We start from the raw sequence: 24,233 nt of genomic DNA, 5'->3' as shown, positions 1-24,233 counted from the left end.
TGAAGCGCCGTCACCGGCCTTCCTCGAGCTTTATCCGGAGCCAATCGGCCGTTCAGGCGCTTTTGCAAGGTAGCAGCCGCGCGATTGGTGGCTTGCATCTGTGACGAGGCGGCATGTGAGCACATTCGACATTCTGATGCGCCAACTGTGGTCAATGTGGACCGGCTTCATAGCTCTCCTTCCCAATATCGGCATCGCTTTGATTCTGGTCGTGGTCACGGCGCTGGTTGCCCGACTTTGCAGGCGGATCGCCGCCCGACTTACCCAGCACGCACACATCCGCGAAAGCCTCAAGCAACTGGTCGACACGGTCGTTTCCATCGCCGTCTGGGTCGTAGGTCTTATGATCGCAGCCACGGTGGTCCTCCCTGGCCTTACTCCGGCGAGCCTCGTCGCGGGCCTCGGTATTGGCACCATCGCGATCGGCTTCGCTTTCCAGGATTTCTTTCAGAATTTTCTTGCTGGAATTCTCATCATGGTGCGCCAGAAGATGCGCATCGGCGACGCAATCGAATGCAACGGGATCGTGGGCCGCGTGGAGCACATCTCGCTGCGCGAGACCCACGTCCGCAAGTTCTCCAATGAACTGACGATTGTCCCCAACTCCACCCTGTTCAAGAACCCGGTCGAGATACTCACTGACAAGCCCCATCGCCGTCACGAAATCGTGATCGGCGTGTCTTACGATACGGACCTTGATACGGCTGCCGACGTAATCCGCAGCGCTGTCGAAGGACTCGATGTTATCGAAAAGGACCGGCGGGTCGATGTCTTCGCAAAGGAGTTCAACGCGAGTTCGGTGGACTTTACCGTCCGGTGGTGGTCTGGCTCCAAGCCGCTCGACATGCACACCTCGCGCGACGCCGTAGTCCGGGCGGTAAAGTCCGCGCTTGATGAAAACGGGATCGAGATCCCGTTCCCCTATGTCACGAATACATTCAAGGAGGCTTTGAGCATTCGCAGGCTTAGACAGGATGCGCCTCGGGATGATGAGCCAGCGCAATCCGATTCCGACGCCTGACCGCCGGCGCCGTAACCGTCGCATCGCCCATTTTCCCGCCCCCTTTCATTCAACTAGGAAGACCATTTGAACCGCTGGCAATGGGCCTTGAGACTGCTGACGCGCCGCATGTGGTTTCGCGCGGGGCTGTTCTGCCTCTTCGCCGTTTGCCTTGCCCTCGCAGGCGCGCTGGTCGGCCACGCCATCACCTACGAGTTTGCGGTGAAAGTTGGCGCAAAGTCGGTCGACAACATCTTGAACGTCCTTGCTTCGAGCATGCTGGCTGTCACGACTTTCTCTCTCACAGCGATGGTATCGGCCTACTCAGGCGCCACGAGCACCATCACCCCGCGCGCTGTGCAACTCCTGGTGGCAGACACTACCGCTCAGAATGCCCTGGCGACATTTCTCGGCAGTTTCCTGTTCGCGATCGTCGGAATCATCGCTTTGTCGACCGGGCTTTACGGGGAAAGCGGCCGCGTGATCCTCTACGCAGGCACCGTTCTTGTGATCGGCTTCATTGTGATCACATTCCTGAGGTGGATCGAACACATCACCCATTTCGGGCGCGTCAGTGACACGATTGATCGGGTTGAAAAGGCTGCGACGGACGCGGCACGCATGATGGCGCGGCCTCCGCAGGCTGGAGCGCGTCAGGATCGTGAAGTGCCACACGACGCGGCCCGCGTCTTCCATCACAGAATGGGCCGGATAACCCATGTGGATATTCCCGCCCTTGAGCATGCAGCGAATCAGATTGGCGGAGAGATCGTTCTGGCCGCACTTGCCGGCACATTCGTCGATCCCTCGCGCTTCCTCGCCTGGGCAACGGTGCCGATTGACGATGAACAGGCGGGCATGATCCGCGCCGCCTTTACCGTCGAGCACGACCGGGCATTCGACCATGATCCGCGCTTCGGCCTGGTGGTGCTTTCTGAAATCGCCTCACGCGCGTTGTCGCCAGCGGTGAACGACCCTGGCACAGCAATAGCAGTCATCGAAGCGGGTACGCGCGTTCTTGCCACGATGTTAAATGGTGAGCAGGCTGATGAGGCCTGTGCGCCTACGGGCGTCCGGGTGCCGCCTTTTGCTCTGCCTGACCTGCTCGACGACTTGTACCGGCCGATCGCGCGCGACGGAGCGGGGCTCATCGAAGTCGCGATACGGCTGCAAAAGTCCCTCGGGGCACTGCAAGCTATCGCGCCGCATGCGCGCCGCGACTTCGAGAACGAAGCACGCGATGCCCTCCACAGGGCCTGTGAAGCCATGATCAGCTCAGATGATCGCGAACGAGTGACCCTAATTCACCGGCGGTACTGGGCTTGACGATCGTTCGAGCAAGGTCATGAGGCTTTGGCCGGGCCCTTTGAAAACCACAGAAGAAGCAAGCCAGCGAGGGCTGACAGGGTTGAACCGCCGAGTACGCCGATCTTGAGTTCGTCGAACAGCAGATCAAAAAAAACCAAAACTCCCACGATCAGGCTCATCGCGAAGCCAATTCCCCAAAGCAGGCATATTGCATAGGTCTGCGTCCACGTCGCACCGCTTGGCCGCGTGGCGATTTCGATGCGTGAGCAGATCGTCAAGTCGGGCAGAAGTTCCGATTGACGTTCTAACGGGGTTGTTCGCACTCGGGCGATCGTGCAATAGCAACGCTGGGTGTTCGCAAGGCATTGATGCGGGCAGGTTCTAACGTTGGTCGGGCCGCCAACGGCGAACCCTCATGCCTGGAGCGTCGGCTTGACCGAGCATCTCGCCCTGTCCTCTCCGTTTCCTGTCGTCACGACAACGGTCGTGCCTGACATGGAGCCATCGTATCGTCCCGCGTGCTCGACAGGGCCGGACACCGCCACCGCACGTCGTACCGCGCGCCTTCGCCACGCACCTGGTCCGGTCGCCTGAAGGGGAATCCGCATGTCGTTGCTTGCCCTGATCGCCATACCCTTTCTCGCCGTCATTCTCCTGATAGCGATGCGGCGCGCATCGCGCGGCGTGCATATGCTGATCGCCGGGGGCGGCACCACGGGTGGGCTGGCCGTGCTGCTGTCGCAGGCCGGGTCGGTGCTCTCGGGTCAAACTCCCACATTCCAACTCGCCTGGATATCGACACTGGGCTTAGATTTCAGTTTCTGGATCGATCCATGGGCGCTGCTGTTCGCAGGCTTGATCTTGGGGATCGGACTGCTCGTCGTCGTCTATGCTCACGGCTATCTAGGCGCGCGTGAACCAACGGCACGCTTTCTGTCCTATCTAATGCTGTTCCAGGGGGCGATGGTCGGCATTGCCCTGTCCAGCAACATACTGCTCATGCTGGTCTTCTGGGAGATGACCAGCCTGGCCTCTTTCCTGCTCATTGGCTTTTGGCGCGACCGTGCCGAGGCACGGCAAGGCGCACGGATGGCGCTGACCATCACTGGCGGAGGCGGCCTTGCCCTGATCGCGGGCATGGTACTGCTGGGCAAGGTGGCGGGGAGCTATGACCTGGCAACGGTGCTGTCGCGCGCCGAGATCGTTCAGGCATCGCCGCTCTACCCGACGATCCTGATCCTGGTGCTGGCCGGCGCTTTCACCAAGTCGGCGCAGTTCCCGTTTCACTTCTGGTTACCCCATGCGATGGCGGCGCCGACCCCGGTCAGCGCCTATCTCCATTCGGCGACGATGGTAAAGGCCGGGGTATTCCTGCTCGCGAGGCTCTGGCCGGTGCTGGCGGGCACCGATCTGTGGTTCTATATCGTCGCGCCGATTGGGCTGGTTACGATGCTGTTCGGTGCAGGCGTGGCGCTGTTCCGATCCGATCTCAAAGCAATGCTCGCCTATTCCACCGTAAGCCAGTTGGGCCTGATGGTCATGCTGCTGGGATTTGGTACCGAAGCGGCGGTAACGGCAGCGATCTTCCACATCGTGAACCACGCGGCCTTCAAGGCTGCGCTTTTCATGCACGCGGGGATCATCGACCACGAAACCGGCACGCGGGACATTCGCCGCCTGGGCGGCCTGGCGACAGTGATGCCGCTGACGGCGACGCTGGGCGTGCTGGCGGCTGCGGCGATGGCGGGATTGCCGCCGCTGGGCGGGTTCATCTCCAAGGAAATGATGCTTGAACAAAGCGTGCATACGCATTGGGCGGGTCATGCGTTGCTGGTGCCAGTGCTGGTGACGATCGCAGCGATGCTGTCGGCCGCCTATTCTCTGCGCTACGCGATCACGTTGCATTTCGGCAAGCGTTGTACCGCCGATGTCTCCGCACCGCACGATCCCGGCGCTGTCCTGCTCGGCCCGGCCGCCGTGCTGGGCGCGATCGCGCTGGCCCTGGGTCTGTTGCCGATGACGTTGGCCGGTCCCCTGGTCGAAGCGGCCAGCGCGGCGGTGACCGGCGGCGCCAGACCGGCACTGCATCTGGCGCTCTGGCACGGGATCAACCCGGCTTTGTTGATGAGCCTGGGCGCGGTCGTGGCGGCAGCGGTGGTGGTTTGGCGCCATCGCGCACTCGCCGTCATGGTCGCACGCGCACCGACGCCCGATGCCAAGCGCATGTTCGACACGGCGATGACGGCCACCGTGCGTCAGCTTCGCCGCGTGTCAGGTGCCATCCATGCCGCGTCGCTGCAACGCTATCTCGCTGCGCTGTTCGTTGTGGCAGTGGCGTTGGGCCTCGAGGCGGCGATACGCTTCGGGATCACCGCCGGCACGCGCGCGACGACGCCCGCCTCGGTTCCGGCGACCATCGCCTGGGCCGCTTTAATCGTCGCGACGGTCGCGACGATAGTGGTCGACCGGCGGCGCTATCTCGCGCTCATCTTCATCAGCGTGATCGGGCTGGTCATGGCGCTAGCCTTCATCCACCTGTCCGCCCCCGATCTCGCGCTCACGCAGATTGCAGTGGAGGTGGTGACGATCCTACTGATGCTTCTGGCGCTCCACCTGCTTCCCGGCTGCCCACCGCGCCTGTCTAGCGTGCCTCGCCGGGTTCGCGACGGCGGGCTGGCGGCGCTCGGCGGGCTGGGCACTGGCTGGCTGGCCTGGGCGATCATGACCCGGCCGGAGCGCGAGGGGATCTCGCGTTTCCATTGGGAGAACAGCTATTCGGGTGGCGGCGGGACCAACGTCGTCAATGTAACCCTGGTCGACTTCCGCGCGTTCGACACCCTGGGCGAGATCACCGTGCTTGGCATCGCCGGGCTCGCCATATACGCGCTGCTCGAACCGGCTGTGCATGGCGTAGCCGGCCGGCGGCTGCGCGAATGGCGATCGAAGGACCGCTTCTCGCCCGAACGTCATCCGATGATGTTCGTAATGGCGACCCGACTGCTGCTGCCGCTCGCGCTTCTGGTGGGGATGTATATCTTCCTGCGAGGGCATAACCAGCCCGGCGGAGGGTTCATCGCGGCGCTGGTCTTCTCGATCGCGATCCTGCTGCAATATCTTGCATCCGGGTTCGACTGGACGGATGCGCGGCGCCGGATCGGTGAGCACCAGCTCATCGGACTGGGCGTGCTGATCACGGTGGCAACAGGGCTCGGCTCGCTGTTGTTCGGCGCGCCGTTCCTGACCAGCAGCTTCGGGTATTTTCACCTGCCGCTGATTGGAGAGTTCGAACTGGCGACAGCGATGCTGTTCGATCTGGGCGTCGCCTGCGTGGTGGTGGGTGCGGTGATGATGGCGTTGGCGCAGCTTGCCCATGTCGCGCTGCGCGCCGCCCGGCAGGACGGAAAGGAAGCGTCGTGAGTCTGGAGTTCTTGGTCGCCTCCGCCGTCGCCGTGCTGGTCTCTGGCGGCATCTACTTGGCCTTGCGCGGGCGGACCTTTCAGGTGGTGCTAGGGCTGACGCTCACGTCCTATGCAGTCAACCTGTTCCTGTTCGCGATCGGACGCCTGATCGTCGATCGGCCGCCACTCTATGCCAAGGATGCCATGGCGCACGCCGATCCGCTGCCGCAGGCGCTGGTCCTGACCGCGATCGTGATCACCTTCGGCATGACCGCGCTTACCGTGATCCTGTCCTTACGCAGCTTCCTGGAGAGCGGATCAGACCAGGTCGATGGCCTGGCCCAGCCGGACGAGGAGGACGCAGCATGACCGTTCTCGACCATCTCGCGGTGGCGCCGATAGTCGTTCCCGCAGTGATAGCGCCTGTCGCGATGATGCTGATGCGCCGCTACCGCACGATCGCGCTTGCCCTGTCGCTGGGCGGCTGTCTGCTGATGCTTGTTTCCGCCATCGCCCTGTTCGCGCTGGCGCAGGACGATGCTATCCACAGTTATGCCCTGGGGGCCTGGCCGGCGCCGTTCGGTATCGTGCTCGTGATCGACCGCCTCGCCGCGCTGATGCTGGTGCTGGGAGCCGTGCTGGCCACCGTCGTGCTCGTCCACGCCATGGTGACTGGGGCGGATCAGCAAGGTTGGCATTTCCATCCACTGTTCCATTTCCAGCTGATGGGTTTGAACGGAGCGTTCCTGACCGGGGACCTGTTCAATCTCTTCGTGTTCTTCGAAGTGCTGCTGATCGCTTCCTACGGCCTGATGCTCCATGGCCAAGGCGCACTGCGGATCAAGGCGGGCGTCGCCTTCGTGGTGGTCAATATCGTGGGATCGGCGCTGTTCCTTATCGCTTTGGGACTGCTATACGGCCTCACCGCGACGCTCAACATGGCAGACCTCGCTGTCCGGATCGCCAGTCTGGGAGCCGAGGACCAGGGGGTGCTGCGCGTTGCCGGGCTGCTGCTGATGGCGGTGTTCGCGCTCAAGGCGGCGGTGGTGCCGGTGCACTTGTGGTTGCCGCGCACCTATGCCGCCACGATGCCGGTGGTCGCCGCGCTGTTCGCGATCATGACCAAGGTCGGGGTCTATGCGATGATCCGGACCGTGCCCCTGGTTTTCGGCGCCGGATCGGGTGCGGCCGCCTTTGTGCCTTCTCCCTATCTCCTGCCCGCCGCGATCCTGGGCGCCGTCCTCGGCTTTGTCGGGGTGCTGGCCGCGCGGGGTATGCGCGAGCAGGCGGCGTTCGCAGTGCTCGCCTCTACCGGCACGCTGCTCATGGCGGTCTCGCTATGGCGTGAGGCGACGCTCGCCGCTGCGCTCTATTACATGGTGCAGGCGACGCTGGCGGGAGCCGCGCTCTTCCTTGTCGCCGACGTGACTGGGCGGCGGCGCGGCCAATATGCGGACGCTATCGTTCCCACGCCGCGTTTTGCCGAACAGGATTCGACGGGTCTGCTGTACCTTATCGCGGCGATCGCCGCCGTGGGGCTGCCGCCACTGGCCGGGTTCGTTGGCAAGTTGCTGATCCTCGACGCGACCTTCGCCGAGCCGGGATGGCAGGCGATCTGGCTGACCATCCTGGCGACGACCCTGATCGGCGTCATCGGCTTTTCGAGCAGCGGCTCGCGCCTTTTCTGGAAGGCGGCCCCGCCCGGGACCCCGGCGATCACCGCAGCCCGCCGATCGCGCGTCGACTTCATCGCGCCGACAACCCTGTTGGTCCTCATGGGCGTGCTCACCATCACCGCCGGATGGATGAACGCACAGACCCGCGCCACCGCCGCCCAGCTCATGGCGCCTGACCGCTACGTCACCGCGATCTTGGGATCTGACCGATGAAACGGCTGCTCCCCAATCCCGCTCTGTCGGCTATGCTGCTGATCGTCTGGTTGTTGATGGCGAACGCGATTACAGTTGGCGGCATCGTCGTGGGAGCCGTCTTCGCGCTGCTCCTGCCCAGGTTCACCCAGCCGTTCTGGCCTGCCCGGCCGCGCATGCGCTTTGGCCGCGCCTTCCTGGGCTACTTGGGGATCGTGCTGTTCGACATCGTCGTCGCCAACTTCCAGGTCGCGTGGTTGATCCTTGCGCGCCGCAACCGCGATCTGCGGGCGCGCTGGCTTGTTGTGCCGGTCGAACTGACGACGCCCGAAGCGTTGACGGTGCTTGCCGGAACGATCAGCCTGACCCCGGGCACCGTCTCGGCGGACGTATCGGCCGATGGCCGTTTCCTGCTGGTCCACGCCCTCGACGTGGCCGACGAAGCCGCGGAAGTGGCTCGAATCAAGTCGCGGTACGAGGCACGCCTGAAACGGATATTCGCATGATCGAAATTGCCCTCAACATAGCGGCAGGCTGCATTGCGCTCGCGCTGCTGCTCAACGTCTGGCGGCTGCTGCGCGGCCCGGCTCTGGGTGACCGGATCGTGGCTCTCGACACGATGGTGATCAACGCAATCGCGCTGATCGTGCTCATCGGCATGATCGGGGGCAACGACACTTATTTCGAAGCGGCCCTGCTGCTCGCGATGGTCGGGTTCGTCAGCACTATCGCCTATTGCAAGTTCATCTTGCGCGGAGACATCGTGGAATGATCACCATCGCCGACGCCATAATCGCCGCGCTTCTGCTGCTGGGCGGCGGCTTTGCGCTCATCGGCAGTTGGGGGCTCGTTCGGCTGCCGTCCACGATGGAGCGGTTGCATGGGCCGACCAAGGCCACGACGTTGGGGTTAGGCGCGTTGCTGCTTGCCTCGGTGGTCTATTTCCAGACGCGGCTGGGCATCTGGACGGCGCACGAAGTCCTGATCTCGCTATTCCTGTTCATCACCGCCCCTATATCGGCGAACATGATCGCCAAGGTCCATCTGCACCGCGTCAGAGCCGGTGCCGTCGCCGAACCCGACAGCATTGCGGGTCCGCCCCCGCGCCCGAGCGAAGACGGCGACTGGGCGACGTTCCAGGCGCCAGGCCGGGACACGTCCGTTACCACCGCCGGCGACTGATCGTTCGTCGTGCAACCCGGTCCCCACCAACCCGATTATCACTTGTATCGTCGCAGCCGAACGCCGGTTTGGGTGGCGTTGTCGTGGCGGGCTCTGGCGGCGCTGGCGCTGATCGGTATCGCACTGGCTGTCCACTGGTTCGATCGCGAAGGCCTGCGCCAATCGTCTGGCAAGCCGGTTACTTTTGCTGATATCCTCTATTTCACCATGATCACCGTCACGACCGTCGGATACGGAGACATCGTGCCGGTGACACAGCAATCCCGGCTGTTCGATACTTTCGTCGTTACTCCGATCCGACTGTTCGTATGGCTCATTTTTCTGGGGACGGCTTATGACTTTTTACTCAGGCGGGTGTGGGGGCGATGGCGCATGTCCGTGATTCAACGGCAGCTCCGCGACCACGTGGTAATCGCGGGCTTCGGCAATAGCGGTTCGGAAGCAGCCAGCGAACTGATCCGCCGCGGCGCTCATCCCGATACGATCGTAGTGATCGACGAGGATCGTGCCGCCCTCCGTCATGCGGAACTGTTAGACGTAGCTGTCATGGAAGGAAACGCCACTCGCGACGCTGCGCTGCAGGCGGTCCGGCTTGGCGCCGCCAGTGCGTTGATCGTTTCGGCAGGACGCGATGACACCTCGATCCTGATTGTCCTGACTGCTCGGCGTATCGCGCCCGATCTGCCGATCAGCGTTGTGATCCGTTCACTAGACAACGAAGCGATCGCGCGGCAGGCCGGTGCTAATACCGTGATAAACCCGGCGAGCTTCGCCGGGCTGCTGCTCGCCGGATCGACCCACGGCGCACATCTGGCCGATTACATGGCCGACCTGGCGGCCACCGATGGTCGGGTGGCGCTGCGCGAGCGGCACATCACCTCGGAGGAAATCGGCGTCCCTTTGCGGTCAATCGGCACGGGGCTCGGACATCGCATCTATCGTCGCGGCAGCATGATCGGCTTCTGGGAGGAAGGGGCGAACCGCCTCGAAGCAGGAGACATCATTCTGGAGGTGGTTCCCGCCGCCAACCAGGACACGGACGACCCGCAGTGAGCGAAATCCTGACCTTCTTCGAAGCGCACCTTGCGATCCTCGGGCTGATGTTCATCATCACCCTGATCGCGCGGTACGCCGGGGCACCTTGTTAGACTTATCGATCCCGTGCGGCACGCTGACGCCGGTCGGCACATCGACCAACCGGCTCGTCGATGAAGTGGCGCATGGGGATGGTCAGCCCGGCTTCGGCATTTCCAATATCACGGCCGTCGGGCCGGTGGCAGCGGGCGCAGCCAGCCTGCTGTTCATGGGGTGGCAGCTCTTGCCGTACCCGGCCGTTCGCGTCACGAGAGGGGAACGGCGATAGTTGGGTCGCCTGTTGCCGCAGGCAAACGCCGCATCATGGGGCAAAACCGGCCTTCGAGTGCCTTGCCAAGAATGACACGTTCCCATCCAACAGCCGCCATCCTTCAAACTCTGGCCATCGAGGATTGACTGGTAAGTTGGTAAGTGCAGGCGAAATAGGCCTTAATCGAAGCAGAAAAACACTCTGTGGTTCTCAGGCAGATGATCCATAACACGCCGCAGTTCGACAAATTGCAACGCCGGGCTGCTTGACCGGTTTTATTAATGGCTATGCCCCTGCGGTCACGGCTATAGATCGTCCGCAGCCGACATTATGCCGGTTTCGCGCATGGAGCCAGAATTTGAACGACGCACATGATGCACCTTCATGCTTTGGCGATTTTCTGTCTGCAGGCCGCAGCGAAGCTCTAGCAGAATATGATATCCTCGATACACCGCGCGAACAGCAGTTCGATGATATTGTGAAGCTGGCTGCTGCGATCTGTTCCGCGCCAATCGCAGTAGTCAATCTCGTTGGGGATGACCGCCAATGGTTCAAGGCTGAAGTCGGCCTTGGCGTGCGTGAGACTCCACTAGACACATCCTTTTGCGCACACGCGATCCTAGAAGAGGATTTCCTTGAAATCCGCGATGCCACGCAAGACAGCCGGTTCGCGGCCAATCCCTTGGTCGATGTCGCAGGCGGCATCCGATTTTATGCCGGCGCTCTGCTTAAAAATCAGGCAGGATTAACGATCGGTACACTTTGCATCCTAGATACTCAGACCCGCCCTCATGGATTGAGCGAACTGCAGCGCTTCACGTTGCAGATGCTGGCGACGCAGGTGATGAGCCAACTGGAGTTGCGGAAGGTCGCCCGGCAGGAGCGCGAAAGAAAGAATGACCTCACCAATGCGGCGCTGCGCTTCCAGTCGATATTCAATAGCGCCATCGACTATGCGATCATCGTCATGGATCGCACAGGTTCGATCACCGACTGGAATGCCGGTGCAACGGCCATTCTTGGTTGGGAAGCTCCAGAGATAATCGGCCAGGATCTCTCGGTCTTTTTTACCCCGGAGGATCGCGCCGCCGCCGTTCCCAGCCTGGAGATGAGGCAGGCGCTGGCAAATGGCAGGGGGGCGGATGAACGTTGGCATCTGCGCAAGAATGGGGAGCGGTTCTGGGCCAGCGGAGAGATGATGCCGCTCAAGAATGCCGACGACGTGATCGTCGGATTCGTGAAGGTTCTGCGCGACAAGACCCAGGCGCGTCTTCTTCAGGATCGCATAGCGCAACAAGACGAGCGCCTGCAGATGGCGCTGGCCGCCTCCGGCTCTGTGGGCCTGTGGGACTGGATGGTATCATCTGACCGCATTCACGGCGATGCGAATTTCGCGCGGCTGTATGGGCTTGATGTCGAGGGATGCGCCGCAGGCCTCACCGAAGAACAATATCAGAAATATGTCGTGCAGGAAGATCTGCCCGGGTTGCGCGCGAGCATCCGGGCCGTCTTTGACCGTCGCGCAGATTTCCTCGTCGAGTATCGGCTCGCCATCCCCGACGAGCCGATACGCTGGGTCGAATGCAAGGGTCGGATGGTAGTGGATGCGACTGGCGCGGCGTATCGCTTTTCCGGAACGACCGTCGATGTGACGGCTCGCAAGGCCGCTGAGCAGCAAAAGCACCTTTTGATGCAGGAAATGTCTCACCGGGTGAAAAACAGCTTCACCATGGTCCAGTCGCTCGCTTCCCAAACCCTACGAGACGTAGATCGTGAGGTGCGCGAAGCGCTGCTGAGCCGCATAGTCGCGCTTGGCCAGGCAAATGACAGTCTGCTTCAAACCGACTGGAGCGCGACGCAAATGTACACACTTCTTCAGCGCATCCTGTGGCTGGGCGCTGACAGCGGCAGAATCGCGTTAAGCGGATCGGACATTCAGGTAAGCGCCGAAGCTGCGATGTCTCTATCGCTCATCATCCACGAACTGGCGACCAATGCCGTGAAGTACGGCGCCTTGTCGCAAGAGGCGGGGCAAGTCCTGGTCAGCTGGTATAATGATGATCACCGCTTCCAATTTCTGTGGCAGGAACGTGGCGGCCCCGTAGTGGCTCAGCCGGCGCAAAAGGGCTTTGGATCGCGACTTATTTCGCTGGGCATATGCGGTAGCCGTGATGTTCTAATCGAATATCTTCCCGAAGGCCTGCAGGCGCGGTTTGGCGTCGATCTCAACCGGATTTTGCCCAAAGGATAATCAATGGCAACACCGGTTTCGCTGCCGCGCCCATCTGGATCGGGCTGTTGAAAGAATCAGAGAACTTTATTCGGGTGCTCTACGGAATGCCCTTGCACCGTTCCAGCCAGTCAGGATGGGTGCTTTAGCAGGTCGGCTTGCCGATCCAATTCTTCGGCCTTCGCTTTGGCCTCATCGCGAATTGCCTGCGCCTGTTGTTCCAGTTTGTCGGCTTCCGCATCAGCCTGCGCTTCGATCGCGTGCCCCTGATCCTTGAGCGCTTCCGCTTGAGAATCACGCGCCTTGCCCGCAGCCCGGTCTACGCGGTCGGCGGCTCGGCCAGCGCGCTCAGCTGGACCATTCCCGTCGTAGGGCACGCCCGACGCATTGGCTGCCGTCTCGTCTCTTGCTGCACCTGCCTTCTCCTTCGGTCCGTCGCAAGCCGCAACCATAGAGGCTAGTGCAGCCGCTGCCATGAGAGTCGTTGTCATTTTCATGCTGCACCAACTTGTGAAGTCCTCGCTCGTTCCGGGACGCGATCGTAATTAACCTTATCGTGATGAATCGTAAGCGCTGTGCTCAGGATACGGCGGTCCAAGGCATATGTTAACTGACGGCGTTGGCGGGATGACCCGCTGCGAGCCTGGGGAGGGTCACTGCGGCAATCATCCCGGCATCGGCGCCGCGGCTGATCTTCACAGCAACGCCGTCGATCTCCAGTTCCACAGTGCTCGCCTTCGAGCGCCGCCGTTCCTTCGGCCGCTGGATCGCAGGCGGGAACTCCTCTGCGGCAACGGCATCGACGAGGGCGGGAACAAAAGCCGGCACGGCCGCGCCCTGGCTCTCCAACTGCTTGCGGAGCTGCCGGCGCCAGGTGAACAGCTGCGATGGGCTCATGCCATGCCGCCGCGCAACCGAGCAGACCGTATCCCGCCCGGAAAAGCTCTCGGCCAGGATCGAAGCCTTGACCTCCGGGGGCAAATCCCGTCGCCGCCCCGCACCAGTGAACACTTCGAAGCGGGTTACCCAGCTATTGCCAGCATCATCACATGGCATCGTCATACCACCAGCGCCCTCCATCCGATCAGGGCGCTGAGCCTCGGCGCTGTGCTGCAGCCCCGCAAGGTGAGGGCGCGGCCCCGCTTACGTTAGACGCCCCATCGCAGCGATTGAAACCTTCGCGCCGCTGTTGCGCTCGGTTCTCATAATTAGCTTTCTCGGATGCGGAGGATTTAGTTTGAGCAGGATAAAATTGGTCGGAGGCCCTTGCGATGGGAACGGCCTGAACGGTGAATTCGATGACGAATTGCGGATGGTGCGGACCCGTGAGGGGTACGCTCGGTGGACGCAGCCTAACGAGCCGCTGATACCGAATGAACTTTATCGACGATCACTCCGCAGCCGCGACAAGTTCGTCTGGCAACCATGATCGCCCGCATACCACCCGCTCGCGCCAAAATCCGGACGTGCCGCGAGCGCCGGCAGAGCCGCCATTCAGCCCCTCATATGAGTGCCTCCGAAGCAGCCATTCGTTTCACGAGAGATCAGCCACGCTGAACGGCCGGCAATAGGACATTTCGGAAAAGCGGCTTACCGCGACCGTCCAGGGTAAGCCAACGTTCGCTCCGCCGCTGCGTCACCTCACCTCAATGGCCTGGCTTGGGACTTTCGAGACGGTCGGCTTACTGGCCGACCAAAAAAAGCAGCGTTCACCCTAAGAATTTAGATCCAACACGAACAACTTTTTGGTAGCTATTCAATTCTTTAATTCGTTAGGTTACCGAAGCGCCGATTGTATTCGGGGTACGGCGAACTGATGGGGGCATTTTTGAAGAGCGCGGCGATTGAGCATGAGGCCCTGTCAGAGCCAACACCGTGGCCGGATGCGAATGCACGGCTTTTAGGAATGGGGATGGGCTTGCCGGTCGAGCCGCTCGACCGTCTCGCTGGTTTCGATCCAAAGAAGTTCGAGCGCTTCACTCTGGAATGGGCGCATGGCTATCTCATAAAGCAGATCGAGGGGATCGTCGACATCCAGCAGCGCGGCGGTGCCGGCGACAAGGGGCGCGACATCATCGCCTGGCTGGATCCGGCAACGGTCAGCCCGAGGCGATGGATTTGCTATCAATGTAAGCATCTGCAGACGGCGCTTGGAAGAGGCGCCGCAACCACGGAAATTGGAAAGCTTGTCTACTATGCGCAGCGCGGCGAGTACCCGTTGCCGGTCGAATATTGGTTTGTCACCCATAAAGGGGTGACCGGCACGCTGCAAGACCTACTGGACGATCCCGCAGCTCTCAAGACCTTCGTGAAGGAAAACTGGAGTAAGTACGTCGACCGCGAGATCAGCAGCAAGTCTACACCGATGACACCTGAACTTGAGGCCTTCATTGACGGTATGGATTTTGGGATCTTCGCGGCAAAGCAGCCCGCAACGCTGCTAGCCGAACATGCTCAGACGCCGTACCACTTGCGAGTTTTTGGGCTGCCGCTAATCGAGCGAGATCCGCCTCCGAAACCACCCTCGCAAGTCGACGCGGCAGAATCGGTCTATATCGAACAGCTTTACCGCGTTATCGGAGAGTGTCTCGGATTGGCAGTCGGTTCGCTTGATGACTTTGCCGGCCAGGATAGGTTCCGCGCGCTGTTCGAACGCTCGCGGATCACGTTCTACAGCGCCGAAGGCCTCAAGGAACTGGCGCGCGACACGATGCTCGATACACAGTTCTTCGATTCGCTGCTCGGCGAATTTCGGAACGGTCTCTACTATGACTATACCGAGACCGGCATCACTGGGCATGAACGCCTGGTGAGAACTGTGCGCGCCGCCCAGAAGCTTCAACTGGGCGGCCATATCCTAGCAGACCATGTCGTCGCGGCCGACCGAGAGGGGATGTGCCACCACATGGCGAACGAAAATCATCTGCAATGGTGCGGAGATGCCAATGCCTGAGCGTGGAGCGAAGGCCCCTTATCGCCGGCCTTACAACAGTGCGATGGAATGCGGGCTTCGCGCCCTCTACTTGCTTGATGCCGCCAGAGACGGCCGGAACGAGCTCCAGCGCCTGATCACTTATGATTACCTGCTTGTCCACTCCGGCGACATCGAGGGCGGGCCTCCGAGCCTGCACCCTGCGGTACCTTATCGTGGCGGAGAGTTCCTCGTGAAGCGCGAGGCGTTACGCGATGGGCTCGATTTGATGTTCTCGCGGGAACTTATCGATAAAACCCATGACGCATCAGGGATAGGCTACCGAGCAAACCCGCTCACGGCGGCGTTTCTGGCGCTGCTGAAATCCGAGTACGCGCAAAACCTCGAGCAGCGCGCAAGATGGATCAACGCCGCGTTCGGCGGAAAGTCAGATCGGGACCTCGCACGCTACATGGAAGAGAGCATCGGCCGCTGGGGCGCGGAGTTCGACCGCATCGGTGCCATAGAAGGTTTGGAACTGTAATGATCAGAATTTCCACCATCAAGCTCAGCGGTGCGGGTCAGAGCGATGCAGTCGTCCGTTTCGGGGCCGGCGCGAACATTCTCGGCGGTCAATCGGATACCGGAAAGAGTCTGCTTGTGGCGTGCCTCGACTATGTTCTGGGCGCCGAGAAGATGGCGAAGAAAAGAGTGCCCAAGCTGGCGCTCTACAGCCATGTATCTGTGGAATTCAGGAATTTAGACGGAAAATTCCTGACGATGCGGCGCCATATCGGCGGAGGCACGAGCATCGAATACTGGCATCAGCCGATTGATGCGATCGGCGCGCGAGGCCCTACTGTAGAAGCGCGCCGACGCGGGCGCAGTACGGCCGACGACGTCGCGTCGATCCTATTCCCGTTTGCCGGTGTTTCCCATGCGCGGCTGCGCAAGAACGCTCGCGGCGAACTGGCCAGGCTTTCTGCGCGTACACTGATACCGGCCCTGCTGGTTGATGAAGTCTCGATGATTTCCGAGATATCTCCGATCCTCGGGAAATCAGGTTACGACGAGACGGTGAGCAAGCGCATGTTCGCCTACCTCCTGAGCGGACGTGATGACGATGGCATTGTTGCCACCGAACGCCCCGAACTGACGGCGGCTCGCCTCAATGCCCGCTTGGAACTTGTGGAGCAAATGCTGATCCCGCTTGATGCGCGTTTCAAGGACGGCGCCGACGAAGCGACGACTAAGGCGATCGAGCAACTCGATCGAACCATTGCCGACGCGGCCGAAGAATTCTCAGTGTTGGAGGGGGAAGTTGAAAGCTTGCTTCAACAGCGGCAGACGGCAAGTAATCTGGTGCTGAACGCCAGCAATCAGCTTTCAGCAATTGGAGGACTGAGCACGCGCTACAATCTTCTGCGCGAACGCTACACTTCCGATCTCCAGCGCCTCGATTTCGTATCGGAAGGTGCGCATTTTTTCGGCGCGCTGCAGGAAGTGGTGTGCCCCATTTGTGATCAGGTGATGGCGCTGGATCACGAGCATGGATCCTATCGTCTTAGCGAGGACATACAGACGGCGACGCGCGCTGAAGCGGCGAAGATCCGCGTGCAGCAAGACGAGCTGGCAGCTACGATGATCAACCTTGAGGATCGGCGCGCCCAACAGTCCCAGCGGCATAAGAATGCGACAGATGCCTTACAGTCTGTGGATGAGCGACTGCGTGAAGAATTAAATCCGCAGGTCAAAAACAAAGCCTCGGCTCTGGAGGAATTGTTCCGCATGCGCCTCGAGCTTGAAGGTCGCCGTGGCGATCACGACAATTGGCAGGATCTACGCGCACTCAAGGCGCGCCTCGAAGCGGACGTGCGAGCCAACAAACCGGCCAATCGCGAGTGGGAGACATTGCCGCTGTTGGCGCTTGCTGAGTTCTGCAGCGAGGTCGAGAAGGTCCTCCTGAGCTGGAAGTGGGCCTCGAGCGTTCGTGTCACGTTTGACGAATCGGACTTCGACATCGTTGTGAACGGACAGCCTCGCCAGTCTCATGGTAAGGGCGTTCGCGGCTTGCTGTATTCAGCCTTTACTATCGCTTTGCTGCGCTATTGTCGGATGTATAAGCGGCCGCATCCAGGGTTCGTAATTATCGATTCGCCTCTCACTGCCTATCAGAAGAGTACTGCGGACGGCGGGCGCGGCGTTCCGGTCGACAGCGAGATCGAGCGGGCTTTCTGGGAATCGCTGAAGGACGTCAGCAAGGAAACGCAGATCATTGTCATCGAGAACAAGTTGCCGCCCGAGGGCGTCACCCAAACTGTGCATTTCGAGTGGTTCTACGGCGACCAAGCGACAGACGGTTTGCGCCAAGGCTTTCTTCCACAATAAAACCCTTTCTGGTGGGAGTAACGCTGAATTACGAAGGACAGCAAGTAAGTGCATTCATCTCGTATGTTCAAATTAAAATTCTGAACAATGATAATTAATCTATCTTTTTATTCGTTTTGTCAGAGGCGGGATTGTGGCGACATTAAGTGACTTCGATCTATTGAAAGAGATTGGCAAAGACCGATTAATCAAGGACGCGGATGGATCCTTGTGCACAGGCGCGAGTTATGAATTGCGGTTATCAGATGTGTACTATGATCTCACGGAGAGCGACCATCCCATTCAGGTAGGTCCCAACGAAGAAATCCTGATTAAGCCAGGCCATCATGTGGTGCTGATCACAAAGGAAAATCTCGACGTACCTTCCAATCTGGTCGGTCGTGTCGTGTGCAAGGGTTCGCTCTTCAGCATCGGTCTTAGTCACGTCGCGACTTATGCCGATCCTGGCTTCAGCGGTAATCTCGGCATCGTAACACATAACATGAGCGACAAGTACATCCTTCTTCCGCAGGGTGAACCTATTGCGAAGATCGACTTCACTCAGCTTTCTTCGCCCGCAAAGAATCTCTACAAGGGGCAACATGGCTTCCGAACGCAAATCTGGCCGATCAAGCATCACCTTCAGAAGACTTTCGAACAGGTGAAGGCGGATCGAAGGATGGGGACCGAACGAGAAGAGGCTTACCGTCTTTTGCCAAGGGCGACTGCTGAGCTCCTCAAGAAACTGGACCGTCGGCACCGAATCCTCGATCTCGGCCTTCTCGCTGTCGTCGTGCTGAATGCGCTCGCTATCTTTCTTGTCAATCAGCAGGTGATATCGCAGCTACAGTCGCTTGTTGGGAATCTCGTTGCCAGTGCAATTTGGGTATTGGCTGCCATATGTATTGGCCGAAAGGAGTGATATGGATCTATCGAAGCTGATCGAACGGCAGTTGGCGGCCGACCGTCGTCGCGGCTTTCTTCTGGACTTTAAGACGGACACCGGCCGACTTCGACAGATAGAAGAGGACTTAATTGGCCTGTTTGGTGAAGTCGGCGAATTTGCGAATCTTATTAAGAAGATTCGACTCGCGCACGACCATCCCGACTATGTCGGACCTGCGCTGGAAGATGAGTCGCAAAGCCTTCGAATGGAGCTTGCTGACGCCGCAATCTACATTATCCGCCTCTCGGAACTACTGGGAGGAAATCTGGAAGCGGACATTCTGTCAAAAATGGATATCAATGACGGTCGATATGGAAAGCTTGGTTAAGTCTCGTCTGATCTTTTTTGTAGGGGTGAACACTGGATTCGTAACTGATAACCTGCCCGATGAGCGCTATATCAATTTTTATGCTCGTCGTTCATCGCCCCTTCTTTACTGCGCAATCTTGGGCAATGTTGTCGTGCCCGATGGCTTTGGAAGCAACGCCCAGACACCCGTCATCAGCGACAACCCTGTATGGCAACGCGTTGCAAGCGCCATAGCTGATCGAGGGGCTTTGCCTGGTATTCAATTGGCAAGTGCTTGGAGCGGTTATACCGGCAATCGAAGGTTTCGGTCGAATTCCCCGGCAGCGGTTATCGAAAGTGCGCGTAAGCTCCTCAATGAAATGAGTGAGGACCAACAGTTAAAATTTCTGGATTCGCTAGAACACGGTACTGAGCTCGCACTAGACGCTGGTTTCAGGCACATCCAGCTCCACGCAGCGCACGGCTATCTCTTCAACCTTCTTATCGACCAGCGTTTCAATTCCAATGCTCCATCCGTCCTGGACAGGCTGAGGGCGTGGGCAATCAAATTGAAGGCTCAGGGCGTGGAAACATCTATCCGGATTTCTCTTCGGTCCGGCGAGATCCGCTTCGACCAAGTGGGCGGCGATGAATTTGTCGATAAAATTGCTCAGTTACCTTTTGACTATGTTGATGTATCTTCTGGATTTTACAATATTGATAAGAAGCTGATTTACCCGGGGCGGCCAGACACTATCACAGCGCGATGGCAGGAAACTCTTTCGTTTGCACGGCGGCATCCAAACCAGCGCTTCATCTATTCCGGTCGCGCCATAACGCGCCCGAAATCAGAACTGCCGCTAAATGTCCATCTTGGCGTTTGTCGAGATCTTATCGCTAATCCTGATTTCCTGCAGCAATCGGCCAAAGGTTGTGAAAACTCTGGGCATTGCCATTACTTTTCACGCGGCCAAGACCATGTCACGTGTAGCCAATGGTTGTACGCTGACCGGCACTCGTGAGCCTTTAAGCTCATCCCTTCCGGATAAGCAGACGGTCTGCCCTTCGCGGCATTAAATCGACGGTCGAATGGCGGCAAAGGGTCGAATGTGATGGGAAGGGTCTGGGGCGAACCCGTCGTTCCCGAGCATGAGTCGCAATGTCGGGTTTCGCCAAAACCGATCAGATAGCAGCTTTTCAAGATTTTAACCTGGAAGCTGCGCTTCTGGACACGCCAAGTAGGCGCCATAGCGAACGGGCCCGAGGTTACCCCCGGACCCGTTCAACCAATCCAGAAGGATTGACCGTGAATGAAGCTCAGACGGCGACCCGCCGGGGGAGCTCCTCTCGCTGGTAAGAGGCCCGGACCGTCTCAGCCTCTCGCCGCAGAAACGCCTGCGTATCTGAGGAGCGCTTAGAGAATTCGGCTTTATCACGTTGAATTTGCGCAGAAATATCTTGCTCGGTAAAGCGCATAACGTGTCCCCTACTGGTGCCTTTGAACGGCCTCTTTGCTGACTTTCTTCAGGTTTGCAACCTCGGTTGCGACGGCTTGTTCCAATTCGAGATAGGTCGATCTGCTAGCAATCTTCGGCATTGCCTCCCGGCGAGCCCAAGGCACTATATACCCTTGGCTGTTCTTGCGTGCATCAGCGCCCGCGCGGAACAATCCGGTGTAAAGCGATGGCGCAACACCTTCGAACGGCACAAATGACACCGGCGGGTGAGCATCGCCTGCTCGCTGCGTTCGATCTCCGGAGACCGTTTCGCGATCAACCAGCACCGTCTCAGGAAATAGCTCCTCAGTCATGCTCTTCGGATATGGCTCAATATATACCACCCTCTGAATTCCAGAAGAGATAATATGTCGCGCGCACATGTGGCAGGGGAAAGTTGTGCAATATAGGATTCCACCGCCGACTGCGACGCCGCGCCGCGCTGCTTCCGTGATCGCGTTCATTTCCGCGTGAACTACTCGGCCGAACTCGATCAGGTTCGAAACACGTAAATCCTTAAACTGCCCTTTGTGCTTGCCGAACAACAGCGCACGAGAAAAATCGTCTTCCGAGATATCGTCGTCAAGTTTCAGCACTCCTGCGGTGTTCAGAAAACTGACGAGCTCGTTGATGATCTCAAATTTTTTGACCGCGTTAAAATCGCGCCCTTTCGCGAAGTCTCGGTTATCTGAGCCACCGTTCATGCCTGGCCAATAGGATCCGCCACCCGCCATCGGAACTTCATTACATCCTGCAGACAGCATGTGATTGGACTGGTCAACGACGACCGCTCCGACTTGGCGTGACAAATCCGAGGATCGGAGCGCCTTGGCGGTTGCTTCAAACATGAAGTATTCGTCAGGATATGGCGTAAGGTATGGGCTGCCAAAATAGATATCGAGAAATCTATCTAACGATTTCGTGAAATCTCCTGAGACCCTTATAAAAAAATCAGCCAGTGGGAATGCGTCTCTTAAGCTCTGGCCGATCTTCGATCCTGACCGCTTTGCGTCCGTTGCGATCAAGAGTTCGGCTTGCTTTGCGAAGTCTTCGTTCCGAGTGCTTAGATGGGATCTCGCGATTGCATCGCAAAGCCGATCTTTGCGGTGATCTTTCGATGCGAAGCCGGATATGAGAACGAAGTTATCGCCATACATCCCTCGAAGTGTCGCTACCTCGTGCGGATGCTTAAGCGAATCCACAATGAAACACACATTGTCGGCAGGAATATTTGTACTTCCAGATTTCGATTTAATCTTTTCACGAGCAGCTCGGATTGCGGTCACAATCAACGGCACCAAAGCATCCCCGCGATTTACGGAGTCCCTCAAGTGATCGCCGGCAGCCATAAGCAGGCTGATACGTTCTTCCTCTTTCGCAGATTCGATCTGCTCTCGAACGTCCTTTTCACAATACTGCTTAATCAGATCGCTCACGCGAATATGAACACAATCATACTTGAAAGCGTCCAAGCGCTCTTGAAGCGCCGTTCGCAATGCTCGAAGATCCGTTCCGACTGGCGCCGCCAGTCCAAACACGAGTTCAGGCTTCAGAATGCCCTCAGATTCGGGATAAGGCTCCGCAACGGCGAAATCTGCCTCTAGCTCCAAAACTACCTCCGAAGCGGGCAAATTCTCTTCCATATTTTCCAACCGCGTGACGAATGAACTATGTCTACGCTAAACATAGACGCGAGGTACGTCCAGAAAGATAGTGGAGCATGGATTGAAACTAGAACAAGATCGGGAAACGAAAAAGCCAGGGATAGCATCTGCCATGCCATAGCCCCCAATTATCGGTAACGATATCGACCTAAGGCTCAGATTCGGCGCAATAGGTCCCGCCCAGGGGAGACGATCGGCTTCGGGCTTCTTAATCAATGCGATGAGCGCCACATATCAGAACGAGGCGTCGAAATTCGCAATGAAACGCCTATCTCAGCTTATTCGTGAACCTTCCGGCCGCGCCCCATTCCGCCGCAAGACTGCGATAGTACGCCAGCGGCATCCGCGGGCTTTTTCAGTGCAGCGCGTCCATAATCCCGGCGAGATTCTCGCCGCTGGCAAACAGGCCATGATTGAGCCCCACCCGTGTCGAATGCCCGCCGACCTGTGTGAGTAGGCGTTCCAAGTCATCCTTCGTGAGATCGGGTGAGGCCCTCTTCTCGAACGCCCGGCTGATGATCGCCCGTCAGATCGGGCCAATCGAGGCTGGTTGCAGCGCCCGAATAATCGGTGCGGGCCGTGCCGCCGGCTTTGGCAGCGTCTTGCGCAGATCCGAGGCCTCGCGCCCAGAGATCGTCGCCAGTTTACGCCCGGGCTAGCGCGCACGGTGGGCGACAAATGGGTCTGGCCCCCTACCCCATCTAATCGCCCTCGCTGCGCGCGAACGTTGAGCCCGCGCGCGCGATCGCGGCTCGACATCGCGCACCGGCCCCTTGAAGCGCGGCGGCGCCCGCATTTGCCCAGCCATCGACTGGGCGTCGCGGGGGTTCGCGCAAATCCAAATGACCCTGCTCCCAAAGCAAGCGCGCTGCGCCGCTGAACTAGCGGCGGCTTCGGATCACCTGGGGCTTGTTAGGAGACATTCCGGATCGTCCAACCTTGCTGCCAATTTCTCAGCGATATGCAGCGCCTTTTTTCACGCGAAGCTGGCGCCCTTTCGGCCTAATACGCCGAGCATGGATCACAGCCTTCAGGCTCTCCACCGAGACAACCGTAGACCGCCCCACCTTTGCAGCCTCAAGATCTCCGGCAGCGATGAGCAGGTAAATCTTAGACCTGCTGAGCCCGGTCATGCGTACCGCGTCAGGTATCCGGACACTAATCGGATCGAACTGGCCGAGCGCGCGCATCTCCTTGTTGACGTTCCGTACCATCGCAGGGTCCTTTTTTGGTCAGCGGTGTATGCCGGAAGCCGCGCAATGGTGAGGCTTCCTAATCGGAAACCTATTTCGCACCGCGGGCCCGCGATTTTGAAAACGCGCGATCGCTGCTGAGAAAAGCCTCCAGCATCGCCGGAACCAGCACCGAGACAGGCTCTTCTCGCCCGTACGCCGCGGCATACATCTTTGCGTAATCGCGTAGGGCGTCCGACAGTTCAGGCATTACATGAATGGACATCTTGACCGGAGTTCGGTCCGGCAACGCGGGAAGCTTCAAATCGACCATGACGATGCTCCTACTGCGGCCAAGGGGGGAGGACGAGATCACGATGAACGACGAGGCGCACCGGGGCGCCAGGCCGGATCGTGATCGTCGGTTGTATCTGCAGACTGCGCGACACCAGCTGATCGCCTGCCCGAGACACGCTCTGCTGGGTCGATTGCCGGATGGCCTGTACGAGATCGCTCTCGCCACTGAAGGTCAGTTCCGAACCGACCCCGAGCAGCGTGGAAATCGCTGCACCCTTTACGATCTGCCAGGTATGCGCGTCGACCTGATCCTCCAGGCCCGCATAACCGGACAGGTCGCTGGCCGGGACGTTATCGAGGCGAATGGAACTGCCGTCCGGCATCACGATGCGCTGCCAAACGATAAGCGCCCGCTTCTGCCCGAAGGCTACCAGACTATCGTAGCTGCCAATGAGCCTGGCGCCCTGCGGAATGAGCAGGACATGCCCCGTCGCACTATCGAATACCCGCTGTGTCACCTGCGCAATCACCATGCCAGGAAGATCCGACCGCAAGCCGGTAATCAGGCTGCCCGGTATGACGCTCCCCGCCGACAGCATGTTCGGTGACGCCGCCGGAACCAGGACATGTGACTCGATATCGCCCCCTCCATTTCCCTCCGCAACAAAATCCACCTTTCGCTGCTGGGCGTTGGGGTCACCGGTAAAGTCGATGGCCATTTTCGAGCCTGCGCTTGCCGGTGGCGCCGGAACGGTGGCGGC

At 59.4% G+C, this 24,233-nt stretch carries 23 protein-coding genes and 1 pseudogene; 16 read left to right on the top strand and 8 right to left on the bottom strand.

The window, feature by feature from the left end; all coding sequences use genetic code 11:
• Window positions 1-115 precede the first annotated feature (115 nt).
• Both NTCA1_RS22750 and NTCA1_RS22745 read left to right on the top strand, forming a co-directional pair.
• On the top strand, window positions 116-1,021 hold the full coding sequence (locus tag NTCA1_RS22750; protein WP_236549531.1) for a mechanosensitive ion channel family protein: 906 nt from the start codon (window positions 116-118) through the stop codon (window positions 1,019-1,021).
• A 66-nt stretch (window positions 1,022-1,087) separates the two neighbouring features.
• Window positions 1,088-2,326 carry a DUF2254 domain-containing protein gene (locus NTCA1_RS22745; protein ID WP_236549530.1) on the top strand — a complete coding sequence of 413 codons (1,239 nt, stop codon included), beginning with the start codon at window positions 1,088-1,090 and terminating at the stop codon, window positions 2,324-2,326.
• A gap of 17 nt (window positions 2,327-2,343) precedes the next feature.
• Here the strand turns inward: NTCA1_RS22745 and NTCA1_RS22740 are convergent, their stop codons facing one another.
• The gene (locus NTCA1_RS22740; protein ID WP_236549529.1) at window positions 2,344-2,631 is read right to left on the bottom strand and encodes a Na+/H+ antiporter NhaA; all 288 of its coding nucleotides are present in this window, start codon (window positions 2,629-2,631) and stop codon (window positions 2,344-2,346) included.
• Window positions 2,632-2,914: 283 nt separating this feature from the next.
• Between NTCA1_RS22740 and NTCA1_RS22735 the strand changes: the two genes are divergently transcribed.
• The 8 genes from NTCA1_RS22735 to NTCA1_RS22700 all read left to right on the top strand — a co-directional run bounded on the left by NTCA1_RS22735 (window position 2,915) and on the right by NTCA1_RS22700 (window position 12,352).
• Window positions 2,915-5,725: a monovalent cation/H+ antiporter subunit A gene (locus NTCA1_RS22735; RefSeq protein ID WP_159831942.1), complete on the top strand. Its 2,811-nt coding sequence runs from the start codon at window positions 2,915-2,917 to the stop codon at window positions 5,723-5,725.
• Between the two features lie 2 nt (window positions 5,726-5,727).
• Entirely contained in the window at window positions 5,728-6,075 is a 348-nt protein-coding gene (locus NTCA1_RS22730) for a Na+/H+ antiporter subunit C (protein WP_159831969.1), read from the top strand.
• The gene (locus NTCA1_RS22725) at window positions 6,072-7,595 is read left to right on the top strand and encodes a monovalent cation/H+ antiporter subunit D (RefSeq protein ID WP_159831941.1); all 1,524 of its coding nucleotides are present in this window, start codon (window positions 6,072-6,074) and stop codon (window positions 7,593-7,595) included. The genes NTCA1_RS22730 and NTCA1_RS22725 overlap by 4 nt, the downstream gene beginning before the upstream one ends.
• A complete protein-coding gene (locus NTCA1_RS22720; RefSeq protein WP_159831940.1) occupies window positions 7,592-8,080 on the top strand; it encodes a Na+/H+ antiporter subunit E in 489 nt (162 codons plus the stop codon). Before NTCA1_RS22725 ends, NTCA1_RS22720 begins: the two co-directional genes overlap by 4 nt.
• Window positions 8,077-8,346, top strand: coding sequence for a K+/H+ antiporter subunit F (locus NTCA1_RS22715; RefSeq protein WP_159831939.1), 270 nt, complete (start codon window positions 8,077-8,079; stop codon window positions 8,344-8,346). The genes NTCA1_RS22720 and NTCA1_RS22715 overlap by 4 nt, the downstream gene beginning before the upstream one ends.
• Complete coding sequence (locus NTCA1_RS22710) at window positions 8,343-8,756, top strand: Na+/H+ antiporter subunit G (RefSeq protein WP_159831938.1); 414 nt, start codon at window positions 8,343-8,345, stop codon at window positions 8,754-8,756. The genes NTCA1_RS22715 and NTCA1_RS22710 overlap by 4 nt, the downstream gene beginning before the upstream one ends.
• A 42-nt stretch (window positions 8,757-8,798) precedes the next feature.
• Window positions 8,799-9,809, top strand: coding sequence for a TrkA family potassium uptake protein (locus NTCA1_RS22705; RefSeq protein WP_201282573.1), 1,011 nt, complete (start codon window positions 8,799-8,801; stop codon window positions 9,807-9,809).
• Between the two features lie 650 nt (window positions 9,810-10,459).
• On the top strand, window positions 10,460-12,352 hold the full coding sequence (locus tag NTCA1_RS22700; protein WP_159831936.1) for a PAS domain S-box protein: 1,893 nt from the start codon (window positions 10,460-10,462) through the stop codon (window positions 12,350-12,352).
• A 110-nt stretch (window positions 12,353-12,462) separates the two neighbouring features.
• Here the strand turns inward: NTCA1_RS22700 and NTCA1_RS22695 are convergent, their stop codons facing one another.
• Entirely contained in the window at window positions 12,463-12,807 is a 345-nt protein-coding gene (locus NTCA1_RS22695; protein ID WP_159831935.1) for a hypothetical protein, read from the bottom strand.
• A gap of 130 nt (window positions 12,808-12,937) precedes the next feature.
• Window positions 12,938-13,393 carry a transposase gene (locus NTCA1_RS22690; RefSeq protein ID WP_159831934.1) on the bottom strand — a complete coding sequence of 152 codons (456 nt, stop codon included), beginning with the start codon at window positions 13,391-13,393 and terminating at the stop codon, window positions 12,938-12,940.
• 754 nt (window positions 13,394-14,147) lie between these two features.
• On the opposite strand from NTCA1_RS22690, the gene NTCA1_RS22685 reads away from it, so the two are divergent.
• The 6 genes from NTCA1_RS22685 to NTCA1_RS22660 all read left to right on the top strand — a co-directional run bounded on the left by NTCA1_RS22685 (window position 14,148) and on the right by NTCA1_RS22660 (window position 19,865).
• On the top strand, window positions 14,148-15,284 hold the full coding sequence (locus tag NTCA1_RS22685) for an ABC-three component system protein (protein ID WP_159831933.1): 1,137 nt from the start codon (window positions 14,148-14,150) through the stop codon (window positions 15,282-15,284).
• On the top strand, window positions 15,277-15,786 hold the full coding sequence (locus tag NTCA1_RS22680) for an ABC-three component system middle component 2 (RefSeq protein WP_201282572.1): 510 nt from the start codon (window positions 15,277-15,279) through the stop codon (window positions 15,784-15,786). Before NTCA1_RS22685 ends, NTCA1_RS22680 begins: the two co-directional genes overlap by 8 nt.
• Window positions 15,786-17,630, top strand: coding sequence for a hypothetical protein (locus tag NTCA1_RS22675; RefSeq protein WP_159831932.1), 1,845 nt, complete (start codon window positions 15,786-15,788; stop codon window positions 17,628-17,630). The genes NTCA1_RS22680 and NTCA1_RS22675 overlap by 1 nt, the downstream gene beginning before the upstream one ends.
• A 133-nt stretch (window positions 17,631-17,763) precedes the next feature.
• Entirely contained in the window at window positions 17,764-18,531 is a 768-nt protein-coding gene (locus tag NTCA1_RS22670; RefSeq protein ID WP_159831931.1) for a hypothetical protein, read from the top strand.
• A 1-nt stretch (window position 18,532) separates the two neighbouring features.
• Window positions 18,533-18,883: a hypothetical protein gene (locus NTCA1_RS22665; protein ID WP_159831930.1), complete on the top strand. Its 351-nt coding sequence runs from the start codon at window positions 18,533-18,535 to the stop codon at window positions 18,881-18,883.
• Window positions 18,855-19,865: a hypothetical protein gene (locus NTCA1_RS22660; protein WP_159831929.1), complete on the top strand. Its 1,011-nt coding sequence runs from the start codon at window positions 18,855-18,857 to the stop codon at window positions 19,863-19,865. The genes NTCA1_RS22665 and NTCA1_RS22660 overlap by 29 nt, the downstream gene beginning before the upstream one ends.
• Before the next feature lie 464 nt (window positions 19,866-20,329).
• Here the strand turns inward: NTCA1_RS22660 and NTCA1_RS22655 are convergent, their stop codons facing one another.
• From NTCA1_RS22655 to NTCA1_RS22635, 5 genes and pseudogenes are all read right to left on the bottom strand, one after another.
• Window positions 20,330-21,982: an anti-phage dCTP deaminase gene (locus NTCA1_RS22655; protein WP_159831928.1), complete on the bottom strand. Its 1,653-nt coding sequence runs from the start codon at window positions 21,980-21,982 to the stop codon at window positions 20,330-20,332.
• 289 nt (window positions 21,983-22,271) lie between these two features.
• Window positions 22,272-22,655 (bottom strand): annotated as a pseudogene (locus NTCA1_RS22650) (integrase); the annotation flags it as partial.
• Between the two features lie 301 nt (window positions 22,656-22,956).
• Window positions 22,957-23,217, bottom strand: a complete 261-nt coding sequence (locus NTCA1_RS22645) for a helix-turn-helix domain-containing protein (protein WP_236549527.1) — start codon at window positions 23,215-23,217, stop codon at window positions 22,957-22,959.
• A gap of 70 nt (window positions 23,218-23,287) precedes the next feature.
• Window positions 23,288-23,509, bottom strand: a complete 222-nt coding sequence (locus NTCA1_RS22640; protein WP_159831927.1) for a DUF2274 domain-containing protein — start codon at window positions 23,507-23,509, stop codon at window positions 23,288-23,290.
• A 10-nt stretch (window positions 23,510-23,519) separates the two neighbouring features.
• The coding region (locus tag NTCA1_RS22635) for a TrbI/VirB10 family protein (RefSeq protein ID WP_201282571.1) at window positions 23,520-24,233 on the bottom strand (714 nt) is incomplete at its 5' end.

The organism is Novosphingobium sp. TCA1 (genome assembly GCF_009811895.1).
In the GTDB taxonomy this organism is placed as follows: Bacteria; Pseudomonadota; Alphaproteobacteria; order Sphingomonadales; family Sphingomonadaceae; genus Novosphingobium; species Novosphingobium panipatense_A.
This window is presented reverse-complemented; position numbering and strand designations above follow the sequence as displayed.

Coding starts and splice junctions, on each gene's coding strand:
- NTCA1_RS22645 (WP_236549527.1), bottom strand. CDS start 23,217: ATGGTACGGAACGTCAACAAGGAGATGCGCGCGCTCGGCCAGTTCGAT.
- NTCA1_RS22660 (WP_159831929.1), top strand. CDS start 18,855: ATGACGGTCGATATGGAAAGCTTGGTTAAGTCTCGTCTGATCTTTTTT.
- NTCA1_RS22685 (WP_159831933.1), top strand. CDS start 14,148: ATGGGGGCATTTTTGAAGAGCGCGGCGATTGAGCATGAGGCCCTGTCA.
- NTCA1_RS22680 (WP_201282572.1), top strand. CDS start 15,277: ATGCCTGAGCGTGGAGCGAAGGCCCCTTATCGCCGGCCTTACAACAGT.
- NTCA1_RS22655 (WP_159831928.1), bottom strand. CDS start 21,982: ATGGAAGAGAATTTGCCCGCTTCGGAGGTAGTTTTGGAGCTAGAGGCA.
- NTCA1_RS22720 (WP_159831940.1), top strand. CDS start 7,592: ATGAAACGGCTGCTCCCCAATCCCGCTCTGTCGGCTATGCTGCTGATC.
- NTCA1_RS22715 (WP_159831939.1), top strand. CDS start 8,077: ATGATCGAAATTGCCCTCAACATAGCGGCAGGCTGCATTGCGCTCGCG.
- NTCA1_RS22675 (WP_159831932.1), top strand. CDS start 15,786: ATGATCAGAATTTCCACCATCAAGCTCAGCGGTGCGGGTCAGAGCGAT.
- NTCA1_RS22735 (WP_159831942.1), top strand. CDS start 2,915: ATGTCGTTGCTTGCCCTGATCGCCATACCCTTTCTCGCCGTCATTCTC.
- NTCA1_RS22710 (WP_159831938.1), top strand. CDS start 8,343: ATGATCACCATCGCCGACGCCATAATCGCCGCGCTTCTGCTGCTGGGC.
- NTCA1_RS22695 (WP_159831935.1), bottom strand. CDS start 12,807: ATGGCAGCGGCTGCACTAGCCTCTATGGTTGCGGCTTGCGACGGACCG.
- NTCA1_RS22640 (WP_159831927.1), bottom strand. CDS start 23,509: ATGGTCGATTTGAAGCTTCCCGCGTTGCCGGACCGAACTCCGGTCAAG.
- NTCA1_RS22725 (WP_159831941.1), top strand. CDS start 6,072: ATGACCGTTCTCGACCATCTCGCGGTGGCGCCGATAGTCGTTCCCGCA.
- NTCA1_RS22690 (WP_159831934.1), bottom strand. CDS start 13,393: ATGACGATGCCATGTGATGATGCTGGCAATAGCTGGGTAACCCGCTTC.
- NTCA1_RS22665 (WP_159831930.1), top strand. CDS start 18,533: ATGGATCTATCGAAGCTGATCGAACGGCAGTTGGCGGCCGACCGTCGT.